The organism is Bacillus salipaludis (genome assembly GCF_030938565.1).
GTDB classification, from domain to species: Bacteria; Bacillota; Bacilli; order Bacillales; family Cytobacillaceae; genus Neobacillus; species Neobacillus salipaludis_A.
In genome coordinates this window covers 5,631,883-5,644,422 of record NZ_JAVGVR010000001.1, presented here as the reverse complement: position 1 = coordinate 5,644,422, position 12,540 = coordinate 5,631,883, and the positions used below count along the sequence as shown (strand labels likewise).

The 12,540-nt window shown below is 40.7% G+C and carries 11 protein-coding genes, 1 pseudogene and 1 riboswitch; of the genes and pseudogenes, 3 read left to right on the top strand and 9 right to left on the bottom strand.

Features of this window, described 5'->3' with window-relative positions; all coding sequences use genetic code 11:
• Positions 1-55 precede the first annotated feature (55 nt).
• Positions 56-543 (top strand): annotated as a pseudogene (locus tag RCG21_RS28095) (MarR family winged helix-turn-helix transcriptional regulator).
• A gap of 18 nt (positions 544-561) precedes the next feature.
• Here RCG21_RS28095 and RCG21_RS28090 read toward each other — a convergent pair.
• From RCG21_RS28090 to RCG21_RS28050, 9 genes are all read right to left on the bottom strand, one after another.
• Positions 562-945, bottom strand: coding sequence for a VOC family protein (locus RCG21_RS28090; protein ID WP_133334116.1), 384 nt, complete (start codon positions 943-945; stop codon positions 562-564).
• Positions 946-964: 19 nt separating this feature from the next.
• On the bottom strand, positions 965-1,528 hold the full coding sequence (locus RCG21_RS28085; RefSeq protein ID WP_133334117.1) for an FAD-dependent oxidoreductase: 564 nt from the start codon (positions 1,526-1,528) through the stop codon (positions 965-967).
• Positions 1,529-1,621: 93 nt separating this feature from the next.
• A complete protein-coding gene (brfA, locus tag RCG21_RS28080; RefSeq protein ID WP_133334118.1) occupies positions 1,622-1,843 on the bottom strand; it encodes a ribosome rescue factor BrfA in 222 nt (73 codons plus the stop codon).
• 64 nt (positions 1,844-1,907) lie between these two features.
• The gene (locus tag RCG21_RS28075; protein WP_133334119.1) at positions 1,908-3,107 is read right to left on the bottom strand and encodes an MFS transporter; all 1,200 of its coding nucleotides are present in this window, start codon (positions 3,105-3,107) and stop codon (positions 1,908-1,910) included.
• 7 nt (positions 3,108-3,114) lie between these two features.
• A complete protein-coding gene (locus RCG21_RS28070; RefSeq protein WP_133334120.1) occupies positions 3,115-3,534 on the bottom strand; it encodes a MarR family winged helix-turn-helix transcriptional regulator in 420 nt (139 codons plus the stop codon).
• A 160-nt stretch (positions 3,535-3,694) separates the two neighbouring features.
• On the bottom strand, positions 3,695-7,147 hold the full coding sequence (gene metH / locus RCG21_RS28065; RefSeq protein ID WP_133334121.1) for a methionine synthase: 3,453 nt from the start codon (positions 7,145-7,147) through the stop codon (positions 3,695-3,697).
• On the bottom strand, positions 7,125-8,990 hold the full coding sequence (locus RCG21_RS28060; protein ID WP_133334122.1) for a bifunctional homocysteine S-methyltransferase/methylenetetrahydrofolate reductase: 1,866 nt from the start codon (positions 8,988-8,990) through the stop codon (positions 7,125-7,127). Before RCG21_RS28060 ends, metH begins: the two co-directional genes overlap by 23 nt.
• A gap of 2 nt (positions 8,991-8,992) precedes the next feature.
• Positions 8,993-10,180: a cystathionine beta-lyase gene (gene metC / locus RCG21_RS28055; protein WP_133334123.1), complete on the bottom strand. Its 1,188-nt coding sequence runs from the start codon at positions 10,178-10,180 to the stop codon at positions 8,993-8,995.
• Positions 10,170-11,291 (bottom strand): methionine biosynthesis PLP-dependent protein, encoded by a 1,122-nt coding sequence (locus RCG21_RS28050; RefSeq protein ID WP_308913985.1) that lies wholly within the window; start codon positions 11,289-11,291, stop codon positions 10,170-10,172. Before RCG21_RS28050 ends, metC begins: the two co-directional genes overlap by 11 nt.
• 228 nt (positions 11,292-11,519) lie before the next feature.
• Positions 11,520-11,638, bottom strand: a riboswitch (SAM riboswitch).
• Between the two features lie 189 nt (positions 11,639-11,827).
• Here RCG21_RS28050 and RCG21_RS28045 point away from each other — a divergent pair.
• Together RCG21_RS28045 and RCG21_RS28040 are read left to right on the top strand one after the other, a co-directional pair.
• Positions 11,828-11,986, top strand: coding sequence for a YwzD family small protein (locus tag RCG21_RS28045; protein WP_308913984.1), 159 nt, complete (start codon positions 11,828-11,830; stop codon positions 11,984-11,986).
• Positions 11,987-12,131: 145 nt separating this feature from the next.
• Positions 12,132-12,485 carry a helix-turn-helix domain-containing protein gene (locus tag RCG21_RS28040; RefSeq protein WP_133334125.1) on the top strand — a complete coding sequence of 118 codons (354 nt, stop codon included), beginning with the start codon at positions 12,132-12,134 and terminating at the stop codon, positions 12,483-12,485.
• Positions 12,486-12,540 lie beyond the last annotated feature (55 nt).

Below are 12,540 nucleotides of genomic sequence, written 5' to 3'. Positions count from 1 at the left end.
TATTATCTTGATTATCAAGATAAAGTAATTTTAAAAGGAAGGATGAAACATGTCAATGGATTTATTTAATCATCCTGATACAATAAAGAATCTAATAAAAAATTTGCGGAAACTGAGCACAAGAATGGTTCTTTTTCAACAAACTGCAGCCCATTCAATCGGCTTGGTTCATACTGATTTTAAAACAGCGGACATTCTCAATGAAGCAGGCCCGCTTACGGCAGGGGAATTAAGTAAGGTAACCGGTCTGAGTACGGGGTCTGTTACTGCTCTTATTGATCGACTCGAGCATGCGGGGTATGCAGGAGGGAGAAAGATCCGAACGACCGCCGACGGGTCATTATTGTACCAGTAAAAGAAAATCAATGCTCCATTAAAGAGCATTTCTTACCTTTAAACAAATCGATGACTGAGCTCTGTTCTCATTATAATGAAGAGCAGCTGGCATTAATCAGCGGCTTTTTAGAAAAAACAATTGCCATCCATGAAAAAGAAATTCAGGCGGCAAGCCGATACGAAGTTAAAAAAGAGGAGCTCCAATAAAGAGCCCCTCTTAATAAATCATCTTTGAAAAAACTCAACCCATTCACCATCATGTCCGTGAAAAAAGAAATAGCGGTACCCGTTTGGAAGTGTTGTGATTTCTTCATCGATCAATTTCACATCTAATCCTTTTATAAGATTGAATTCTGCTTCAATATCATCGACCAACACAGCAAAATGATGCACTTTGCCTTCTTGAGGGAGATTATCATTATAGCCTTGAATTAACTCTAGTTCGGTTTCATCGGAGCCATTGAAACCGAGAAAGGCCAAGGTCATCGACTCATCAGAATGAATGAATTTATCCTTCAGCTCCATTCCCACAATTTCTTGATAGAATTTGATAGATGCATCGATGTCTTTTACCATAATCCCCACATGGTCAATTTTCTTTCCAGGCATTTTCGGTTTCTCCCTTAGATTATGATTTTAAGACATCATGGTCAACGTAGCGTTCGCCGTTTAATTCGCTAATTACATTGATGGCAACCTTTGCTCCGTCACCAGCAGTTATGATCGTATGTACACTCACACCAGCAACTGTTCCAGCTGCCCAAATTCCATCTAGATTTGTTTTTCCTTCAGCAGTTACATCTAGAACCGTTTTAATTCTTGGCTCTGTACCTGGCTTGGTTTTTAAGCCAACTGTTTCAGCAAGAGTAACTAACGCGCCAGTAGCAATGATAACATGCTTGGTTTCATAACTTTCACCATCAGTTTCCACTTTATAGCCATTATCTGTTTTAACGATATTGTTTACTGTACCCTGAACTAGTTCAGCGCCAAATTTACTTGCTTGCTTTTTACCAATTTCAATTAAATCTGGACCTGTGATTTCTGCTACACCATAATGATTTTCAATCCAAGCACGTTTTGTCATGCTTTTGTCATTGTCAACAACCAATGTTTTCTTTCCAGCTTTTGCGGTAAATAAAGCAGCACTTGCTCCAGCTGCACCTGCGCCAACGATCACTACATCAAACATACACATACCTCCAATTTTAATTATAATAATTCTTATTTAGATTAACTTAAATCCAAAATATTGTAAAATAAACTGCTCTATATTCGAAATCTTTCAATAGCAGTATGTCCATTTCCGAATAAAATAAAAAGAACCATCTTTTCCTTCTGTGGAATAATGGTTCTTGTACTTGTTTTTGTATAAACAATCTTTTTTCGTTTTGGTTGTTCGTGTTCTCATATCTGCGAAAACAAAGACGCTCCGTTTTAGATCAGGCTTCAGCTTTCCTTCGCGTTCCATTTTTTCGCGCAGCTTTTTGGCTTTTGATTTTGCCATTTTCATCACCTCATATATAAAGAGTAATACCATTATATAATACTCCTATATAGAGGTGAATAGATTATTGTTCCTGACTTTTTAATTTCGATGAAGTTTCGCGTTTCTTTGCATGATGAAAGAAGTAATAGAGTACAGCACCAATTAAAACATAGAATGCACATAAGAAATATAGAGAGCTATAAGACATTTTTGCAGCAACTAATCCGATGAAAAATGAACCAAGAGCAATACCGGTATCGTAGATTGATAGAAAGGTAGCCGTAGCCAATCCACGTTTATTCGGAGCAGCATCTTGAATCGCAATTGTTTGGAAGGTTGGAAATAATGTTCCCCATCCTAACCCGATTAAAGCGGCTGAAAGGAGAAAGGTAAACGCTCCATCAGCTTTACTTAATACCAAAAGCCCGATCGCAAAAAGGATAATACATGGATAGAAAAGAACGTTTGATCCATATTGATCCAACCATTTTCCGGTAAAAGGTCTTGAAAGCAAAAGGAAAGCAGCGTAGACCACAAAGAATAGACTTGCTACATTTGCCAAGTGTATTTCGCTCGCATAAACGGATACAAAGGAAAGAAGCGCCGAATAGACGATGGCTAAGAAGCCGCCAACAATCGAGATGGGTACCGCAGATGCTTCGAATAAATTCCGTACAGAAAAGGAAGATTGTACTGTCGGCTCAACTTTCTGTTCTTTTTTCGGAAGTTTAATACTAAGACCGGTAAGAAGGGCAGCAATTGCAACTACTAGTGTTAAAGTAAACAACCAACTAGAGCCCCATTGCTGAACGGCGAGCAATCCTAGAAACGGCCCTAATACCATCGCCATGTTGATTGACATCACAAAGTAGCCCATTCCTTCGCCCCTGCGCGAGGAAGGTATTAGATCAGCCACAATCGTCCCAGCTGCTGTTGTTGCTATGCCGAAGCCAACTCCATGTAATAACCGAATGATGAGAAAGCCGGTGATTGATTTTGGAAAAAAGTAAAAGAGGGAGGCACCTGCAAAAATGATTAAAGCAGTTAACAATACCTTTCTACTCCCTGCCCGTTCTAGCCATTGCCCTGCCAGCGGACGCGAAATGATGGCGGAGAGCAAAAATACAGTGGTCATTAAACCTGCTTGTGAAGCACTGCTGTGGAATTCCTTTAACGCAAATATAGGAAGAGTCACTAGCAAAATATAAAAAGTTAAAAACAGAAAAAAGTTACTTAGGGATATACTAATAAAATCCTTTGTCCACAATTTCGGTTTCGACATGTGGAAATCACTCCTTTAAAAGTTTATGTAGCCAGTCAATTTGAATCGTGCATAGTTCTTTCTGGGATGTTTCAGGAAGATGCTTTAATAACAATTTGTTTTGTTCCGTTACGGCCCGTTCCCAGTTTGGATATTCATTTAAAGCTGCATCCGTTAATTGGATATGTTTTTCGCGTTTGTCTTTACCCGGAACCTGTCTTACATACCCTTGCTTGACAAGCCTTTGGATCGTGCGAGTCATTGGAGGGGCTTCAACGAATAAATAATCACATAGTTCTTTCTGGGTTAAGGAGCCCTTCGTTTTTAAAGCAAATATAACGGCCCACTGTGATCCATATAAACCCATTGGTTTCAAGACTTCATTCAATTTATTAGTAAGATGTCTGGATAGCTGGTGAAGAGTATGGAAGAGTTCGTGGTTATACATTTAGATATGTCACTCCAGATCAAAATCGCAAATTAGTTACCTAGGTAACTATATGCCTGTTTAAAGGAAATGTCAAGGAATGTTCACAGATTGGCTACTATGAATGAATAACAAAAATCCCGTGGAATCATATTGAATTCCACGGGATTTTTAAAAAATTCTATTTCAACACATTAAAATACCTTGCTTCCGGATGGGCAAATACCATCGCCGATACTGAAGCCTCCGGTTCCATCATACAGCCATCCGTAAGCTGAATGCCGATATCCTCCGGCTGAATTAATCTAAATAATTTCTTTTGATCCTCTAAATCCGGACAGGCAGGGTAGCCAAAAGAAAAACGCTGTCCCGGATATTTGGCTGCAAAACGATCCTGCATTGTAAAATCAAGCGGGTCAGGGAATCCCCAGCGATCGCGCATTTGCCTGTGGATTAACTCCGCAAAGCCCTCAGCAGACTCTAAAGCAAGCGCCTGAAGAGCATGGCTTTCTAAAAAGCGTCCTTCGGCTTTAAATTGGTCTGCCTTCTCGCGAATACCTCTGCCAGCAGTTACAGTAAAGAAGCCTACATAATCCTTTTCTCCGCTTTCTACTGATTTCACAAAATCAGCTAAACATAGATGCGGCTCAGAATCCTGACGAGGAAAATCAAACGTTTCAATCACTTGCTCTGGATTTTCTGGATCATAAATATAAATTTTATTCCCCTCTGATTGAGCAGGGAAAAATTGATAAACTGCTGCAGGAGTAATCCAGCCTTCTGAACTTGCACCTTGAAGCAATTGATCGACAATCTCTTTGATCTTCAAAGCTTTCTCATCTTTTTCTGCAAGTAATTTTGAAAGCTTGCCTTTTAGACCAAGATGGTGTCCAATCAACATTTGCATATTGATATACGGTTCAATATGTGAAAGCGAATAAGAACGTAACAAATGGCGTTTTGTATCCTTAGGAACAAAAACAGGAACATTCGTTGAAATGGCTGGTCTCACCTTTACTGCTACAGCACTTGCTGTACGGAGATGGCTGAAATCATGAACAACCTCCGCAGCGGCCAATTTTTCCTGTCTTTCTTCCAATAACTTTTCGCGTTCCTCAGGAGTTTGTACTTGATTAGCAAGTGCTAAACCAGTCATTGCATCTTTTGCGTAAAGAACCAGACCATCGTATTCTTTGGAAATCTTTGTATCAGTAAATTTCCTAGAAAGAGCGGCACCGCCAACCAAAATCGGTAAAGAAATGCCCGCTTCTTTTAAATCCTGTGCGGTTAAGACCATTTGCTGGGCAGACTTAACTAATAAGCCGGATAATCCAACGATGTCCGGTTTTTCTTTACGAATAGCTTGAATCAAGTCTGCTGGGGTAACCTTGATTCCTAAATCCACGACTTGGTAGCCATTATTGCCGAGAATAATATCGACAAGGTTCTTCCCAATATCATGAACATCGCCTTTGACCGTTGCTAAAATTACTTTTCCTTTAGAGGCAGAGGTATCGCCTTTTTCCATATGCGGCTCTAAATGGGTCACGGCAGCCTTCATGACTTCAGCGCTCTGAAGAACCTCAGCAACAATCAATTGGTTGTCATTGAAAAGACGGCCAACCTCGCTCATTCCTTCCATTAAAGGACCATTAATAATATCAAGGGGAGCAGGATATTTAGCAAGCGCTAAATCTAAGTCCGGCAGCAAGCCTTCCTTTGTTCCTTCGACAACATAGTAGGCGAGTCGCTCTTCTAAGGTCATATCAGGAAGGGTAGATTTAGCTTCTTTCTTTTTCCCACGGTACATTTCAGTAAAGGTGGCTAATGATTCATCTGTAGTGTCAAATAACAGCTTTTCAGCTGCTTCGACTTCTTCCTTAGGAATGGAAGCAAACCGCTCAAGCTTCTCTGTATTGACAATTGCATAATCTAATCCTGCTTGTGTGCAATGATAAAGGAATACGGAGTTTAAAACTTCTCTTCCAACTGGAGGAAGTCCAAATGAAACATTACTGATTCCAAGAATGGTTTGAACTCCAGGAAGGTTTTCTTTAATTAACCGAATTCCTTCCACTGTCGCTTTTGCGGACCCAATATATTGTTCATCACCCGTTCCAACCGGGAATACAAGCGGATCAAAAATAATGTCCTCCGATTTTAAACCATATTTATGAACGAGTATGTCATGGGATCGTTTCGCAATTTCGAGCTTGCGTTCTGCAGTTACACCCATGCCTTTTTCATCAATGGTTCCCACAACAGCAGCAGCACCATATTTGTGAATCAATGGTACAACTGCTTCAAAGCGCTCTTCTCCATCTTCAAGGTTAATCGAATTGATGATTGCTTTTCCTTGTGAATATTTAAGCGCTCTTTCAATGACTTTTTCATCGGTTGAATCGATTACAAGTGGAACTTTTACTTTTTTAACGACTTCTTTAATGAACTTTTCCATGTCGATGATTTCGTCACGGTCAGGGTCGGCAAGACAAATATCGATAACATGTGCGCCGCCTTTTACTTGTGCGCGGGCAATCTCTGAAGCTTCTTCAAATTTGCCTTCGGTTATTAACCGTTTGAATTTGCGGGATCCGATTACATTCGTCCGTTCTCCTACCATGATCGGTCTTAAGGTCGGGTCATCATATATAAACGGATCAATCCCCGATACCATATGGACAGAGGAGGACTGCAGTTCACGCGGTTGATAATTCTTCATTGCTTCAGCAATTGCCTGAATATGCTCAGGTGTTGTTCCGCAGCAGCCGCCGACAATATTCAGCCAGCCATGTGCTGCAAAGTCAGAAAGTTTTTTTGCCAAGGTATCAGGTGTTTCATGGTAATGACCTTCTTCATCAGGAAGCCCTGCATTTGGGTAACAGCTGATCGCAGTAGTTGCTAGACCCGAAAGAGAACGAATATGGTCCTGCATAAATTCTGGACCGGTTGCACAGTTTAAGCCAACCGCAACTGGTTTCATATGTTCGACCGAAATATAGAACGATTCAATCGTTTGACCGGCAAGTGTGGTTCCCATTGGCTCAATGGTTCCTGAGAGCATTAATGGCAACGTTCTGCCTGTTTTTTCAAAAGCCCGGGAGATTCCGATGAAGCCTGCTTTCACATTCAGCATATCCTGACTTGTTTCAAGGAGCAAAAGGTCGACTCCACCATCAATTAAGCCGACTGCCTGCTCTTCGTAAGAGGCAGCAAGCTCATCGAAGGTGGTTCCGCCGGTCACACTTAATGTTTTCGTTGTTGGTCCCATTGAACCAGCAACATAGCGCGGCCAATCCGGAGTGGATATTTCATCAACCGCCTTTTTGGCAATTTGTGCGGCAACCTTATTCAATTCATAGGCTTTGTAGCCCAAATCGTATTCATCTAAAACAATGCTGGTTGCTCCGAACGTATTTGTTTCGATAATGTCTGCCCCGGCCTCAAGGTATTCGCGGTGGATACTTTCAATCACTGCGGGTGCAGTTAAATTCAGGTTTTCATTACAGCCCTCATATTCTTCCCCGCCAAAATCTTCAGCACTTAGGTCTGCGCGTTGAAGCATGGTTCCCATTGCGCCGTCCATGACAAGAATTCGTTTTTGTAATTGTTCACTGAATGGTGCTTTCGACATAGAAGTTCCCCCTAATTTCGTTCGCGCGCTGGTTCGTATAGGCTGCCAGCTCAGCTGTTATCTCATATCGTAAAAATGGTGTGATTAAATAAATCCCATTGAATAAATCTAATGCTGTATCAATTAATGATTTCGTTATCTCAATTCCTTCTCGAACTGCCTGCTGCGGTTGATCATTCAACCTTGCCATTCTGTCACGAATCGAATCGGCAATTTTGATTCCAGGGACTTCATTATGAAGGAACTCAGCATTTTTACTACTTGTAAGTGGCATTAAGCCGATATAGATTGGTGCACTTAGATGTTTCGTATTTTCATAGACTTCGATTAATTTTTCCTCTGAAAAAACAGGTTGGGTGATAAAGTAATCTGCTCCATATTCGACTTTTTTCTCCAAACGTTTTACCGCTTTTTCAAGGGTTCTGACATTTGGGTTAAAGGCGGCAGCAATACTGAAATCAGTTTTTTGTCCAAGGTCTTTTCCTGAAAAGGATAAGCCTTCATTTAGCTGCTTAATCATTTGAATCAATTCAAAAGAAGACACATCGTAAACAGAAGAAGCTCCAGGGAAATCGCCCACTCTAGCAGGATCTCCGGTTATCGCCAAAACATCATTCATCCCAAGAGTATGAAGTCCCATTAGATGTGATTGCAAGCCGATGATATTTCGGTCCCTGCATGCAAGATGAATCAGCGGCCGCATTCCTAATTCCGCTTTTACTCGATATCCTAATGCTTCATTAGCAATTCTTACTGTGGCAAGGGAATTGTCTGCAAGTGTAATCGCGTCAATCCCAGCTTTCTTTAATGCCTTTGCGCCTTCAAAGAACTTAGTAATCGAATCTAGTTTCCTGGGTGGATCTAATTCTACGATAACTGATGGCCGTTCCTTTACAACCTTTTCAAGAGGAGGATATTCTCTCTCTGGAGTTCGATCATCAATCGTTATTTTCTTTGGTTTTAATTTTACAACTTTTTCGACAATTGGAACAGCATTCTTTAATTCCGAAGCAAAAGCTCGAATATGTTCCGGCGTTGTTCCGCAGCATCCGCCAAGGAGGCGTACTCCTTCGTTCCGGAAGGCCTGGGCTGATTTTCGAAAATAATCGGCATCTCCTTCATAATGAAACTTTCCATCCGTATAAGCAGGAAGGCTTGCATTCGGATAAGCAGATAAAAAGGCATGTTCCGGGAGTTCAATCTGCTCCAAAGCGAGAAGCATATGGTGCGGGCCAAGCCGACAGTTCAGTCCAATTACATCCGCCCCGAGTCCTTCCAATCTTCTTAACGCATCATTGACAGGGGTTCGGTCCTGAAGAATCCCAGGCTCTTGCAGCGAAATTTGAGCAATGATGGGAAGTTTTGTTTCCTTCCTTGCAATGGTTAGGACCGTTTCTAGTTCTTCCAAATCGTAAAACGTTTCGAGCAGCAATCCATCTACCCCTTCGAGTAGAAGGCAATAAAGCTGTTCACGAAAGCTCCGTTTTAATTCTTCAATCGTTATCGAATCCGGTTTAATTCCACGATTTCCGCCAATTGTCCCCAGCACATAAGCATCCTGCCCGGCTGCCAACTTTGCGTTACGGACAGCGGCACTGTTAATTTCTTTTACCGAGTCTTCTAGTCCGTATCGCACAAGTTTTAAGTAGTTTGCTGCATAGGTATTTGTTTGAATGACGTCCGCCCCAGCCTCAATATACGCCTTATGAATTTTTTGAATTTGCTCGGAGTGGGAGAGATTCAGTTCCTCAAAACAAGAATCCTTTCCAAAGGAATAGAGCAGCGTTCCCATCGCACCGTCAGCGATCAAAATTTGATTTTTTAATTTGTCTAAAAAGCTCATTGTCATTCTCCTTGCTGCAGCACTAATTGTTCATGGCGAATTTGCGCAAAGCCTTGCGAAAAATCTTTAATTAAATCATCTGGGTTTTCGAGTCCTACTGAGAGACGGAGCAGGCTGTTCGTGATCCCGCGCTTTTCTCTTTCGTCCTGTGGCATTGCTGCATGTGACATTTTCGCTGGATAGGATAAAATCGATTCAACCGCTCCAAGACTGACGGCAAATACAGGTAATTTAACGTTTGAAACGAAAGTTCTTAGTTCTGCTTCATCATTTAACTCAAATGATAATACAGCTCCAGGCCCTTCTGCTTGAGACGCTTGAAGTTCATGCTCAGGATGTTCCTTAAGACCCGGATAATAGACTGATTTAACGAGCGGATGCGAATTTAAATATTCCGCTAGTTTAATAGCTGAATTTTGCGATTGCTGAAGCCGTACATGGAGTGTTTTAAGCCCTCTTAAAACAAGCCATGCATCTTGGACGCCAAGGATTGCTCCAAAGGAATTTTGTAAAAATCCTAGTTTTTGAGCAAGGTCTGCATCCTTAACTACGGCAAGACCTGCAACAACGTCACTGTGTCCTGATAAAAACTTAGTAGCACTGTGCAATACAACATCGGCACCAAGTTCCAATGGTTTTTGCAATGCTGGTGTTAAAAATGTATTATCAACAAATGTTAACGCTCCAATTTCCTTTGACAATTCACTAACTGCTTTAATATCTGTAACCTTTAATGTTGGATTCGAAGGAGTTTCCACATAAAAAGCTTTTGTATTCGGCTGGATTGCTGCCTTTACCTCATCTAGGTTCGTCATATCAACGAAGGTATGTTCAATTCTGTAACGTGTAAGGACTTGTGTCACCATCCGAAATGTTCCACCGTATACGTCCTCTGTGATGACAATATGGTCTCCGGCAGAAAGGAGAAGAAAGGCTGTGGAAATCGCAGCCATACCGGAGGAGAAAGCAAATCCTTTCACTCCGCCTTCTAATTCAGCAATAACATCTTCAAGTGCTTCACGAGTTGGATTTAAACTGCGGCTGTAGTCATACTTTCCAAATTGGTCAATATCATATTGGTGAAAGGTAGAAGCATGCTGAATAGGCACACTTACCGCACCAGTAGCAGGATCGAGTTTATGGCGGTTATGCAAAAGCAAAGTTTCGAAACAAATATCCTTATTTTGCATTGATAGTCACTCCTTCATGAATATTGGCAAAAGCTTTCTCTATATCAATAATCAAATCTTCCGCATCTTCCGTTCCTACAGAAAAGCGAAGTAAACAGTTATCAACACCTGCGGCAAAACGAACTTCCTCAGGAATATCTGCATGTGTTTGTGTTGCTGGATAAGTAATGAAGCTTTCCGTACCGCCAAGACTTTCTGCGAAGGTAATCAAAGATAGGCCTTGCAAAAATGGATTCACCCATGATTCTTCCTTTACTCGGAAAGAAAGCATTCCACCTTTTCCAGGGTAAAGGACATCCTTGACATCTTCGTGGTTGGAGAGATATTCCACAAGTTGCTTCGCATTTTTCTCGTGTTGCTTCATTCTGAGCGATAATGTTTTCATTCCGCGCATTAACAGCCAAGAATCGAATGGACTCAACACGGCACCTGCACCATTGTGATGGAAGGCAAGGGCTTCACATAATTCTTGTCCTTTTGCAACAACGAGACCTGCGAGCACATCGTTATGACCGCCAAGATATTTGGTCGCACTGTGAATCACAATATCTGCCCCAAGCAGGATTGGCTGCTGTAAGAGAGGGGTGTAAAATGTATTATCAACAATCAGCAAAATCTTGTGTTTCTTGGCAATTTCAGAAACAGCGGCGATATCTGATTGCTGCATAAGAGGGTTTGTCGGAGTTTCAAGGAAGATGGCCTTTGTTTTAGGGGTAATCTTACTTTCAATTTCACTCGGACAACAGGTATTTACATATTGAGCGGTTAAGCCCCATTTTTTATAACCTTGTTCCAATATGCGATAGGTCCCGCCATAAAGGTCTTCGCTGACTATCCATTCGTCACCGGATTGGAATAAGGAAAGAATTGTTAAGATGGCAGCCATTCCGGAGCTGCAGGCATAGCCTTGATCGCCGCCTTCTAAATCGGCAATTGTTTTTTCAAGCAGCTGGCGTGTTGGGTTTCCGGTACGGATATAGTCAAATCCGGTCGATTGGCCGATTCCTTCGTGACGGAAGGCAGTAGAGAAATAAACCGGTGGATTGACGGTTCCTGTTACGGTTTCACTGCGGTTTCCAATTTGAGCAAGTTTCGTTTCAATTTTGTACATGATGATCACTCCATTTTAAAAAGTATAAATTATCGACTTTGAGAATTATCCAGCTCCAGGCGCCATCGGCTCGAGGTTCACAAGCGGGTCCATCCAAAAGGTTAAAAAGCAACCTTTCGGCCGGCTCGTCTTGTGCTAGTCGCCGATAAGCAGGCGCCTTCCGCTCTCAAAACAAAAAAGGTCTTCTTTAAGAAGAAGACCTTTGTCAGACGCTCACATATGTCATTCTTCTTATCTCGCAAATTATTAATGGTAATTTGCAGGACTTAGCACCTTTTCAATGAACGAAGCCATTGAAGGTTGCTGAGGTGTCTTCGGGCCATTCCCTCTACCTCTCTTGATAAGAAATTAAATTATTTGGATTATTTATAAAATTTACTACAAATTATTGGTGATGTCAATTTGTTTTTAAAATCAACAAAAATAATCAATTAAATATAGTTGACTATCATAAATTATGGTAATAATCTATAACTATATTTCTTAATAAAGAACGATAAAGTAAAATTAAAGCAATATATCGAGAGGATAGCTAAATGATTATTTCACAAAAATTGACCCAACAAAAATTACTTGAAATTTTAGTTGCCGCATATGAAATGGGACAAGAAGTAGAGAGTGTGGATTTGAAAGAATTTGTTGAAGAAATCAAGGATAAAGTTTTAATGGTCATCTATCCCTCGAAGAATAAGTAGGAATTGAACATGAATTCCATGCAAAGCTAATCCAGTTATTGAAGTTAAAATTTAAGTAGATTCGACATTATATGTTCTTTACTAAGAACTTATTATTCATTATAATGGAACGAAAGGAGAGTGAATTTTATTATAGGGGGTAATTATGTTAGGTTCACAAATTCAAAAATTAAGGCAGGAAAAAAAACTTACTTTATCTCAACTAGCAGAGAAAACGGATATTTCAAAATCCTATTTAAGCCATATCGAAAGAAATATTCAGACCAATCCAACTATTGAAGTATTGGTGAAAATTGCTGCTGCTTTGGATGTCGATCTTCATACACTTTTATATCCTAATAAAGACATTTCTGAATCAACGAATACTAAAAAGGTACATGTAACAAATTGGAGTGAAATTATTAAAGCTGCTCTTGAAGCGGGATTGATTAATAAAGCTGATTTAAAGGAAATAAGTGAGGCCATCGAAAATGAGAAACAAGGCAGTAGAAAAAATTAATTTCACACGAGGTGAAGCATAAGAGTTCTAATAACAGGTGGTTATGGCCTCTTCC

Excerpts from the sequence above, each read along its gene's own strand:
- RCG21_RS28090 (WP_133334116.1), bottom strand. The coding sequence starts at position 945 with ATGCCTGGAAAGAAAATTGACCATGTGGGGATTATGGTAAAAGACATC.
- RCG21_RS28085 (WP_133334117.1), bottom strand. The coding sequence starts at position 1,528 with ATGTTTGATGTAGTGATCGTTGGCGCAGGTGCAGCTGGAGCAAGTGCT.
- brfA (WP_133334118.1), bottom strand. The coding sequence starts at position 1,843 with ATGGCAAAATCAAAAGCCAAAAAGCTGCGCGAAAAAATGGAACGCGAA.
- RCG21_RS28075 (WP_133334119.1), bottom strand. The coding sequence starts at position 3,107 with ATGTCGAAACCGAAATTGTGGACAAAGGATTTTATTAGTATATCCCTA.
- RCG21_RS28070 (WP_133334120.1), bottom strand. The coding sequence starts at position 3,534 with ATGTATAACCACGAACTCTTCCATACTCTTCACCAGCTATCCAGACAT.
- metH (WP_133334121.1), bottom strand. The coding sequence starts at position 7,147 with ATGTCGAAAGCACCATTCAGTGAACAATTACAAAAACGAATTCTTGTC.
- RCG21_RS28060 (WP_133334122.1), bottom strand. The coding sequence starts at position 8,990 with ATGAGCTTTTTAGACAAATTAAAAAATCAAATTTTGATCGCTGACGGT.
- metC (WP_133334123.1), bottom strand. The coding sequence starts at position 10,180 with ATGCAAAATAAGGATATTTGTTTCGAAACTTTGCTTTTGCATAACCGC.
- RCG21_RS28050 (WP_308913985.1), bottom strand. The coding sequence starts at position 11,291 with ATGTACAAAATTGAAACGAAACTTGCTCAAATTGGAAACCGCAGTGAA.
- RCG21_RS28045 (WP_308913984.1), top strand. The coding sequence starts at position 11,828 with ATGATTATTTCACAAAAATTGACCCAACAAAAATTACTTGAAATTTTA.
- RCG21_RS28040 (WP_133334125.1), top strand. The coding sequence starts at position 12,132 with ATGTTAGGTTCACAAATTCAAAAATTAAGGCAGGAAAAAAAACTTACT.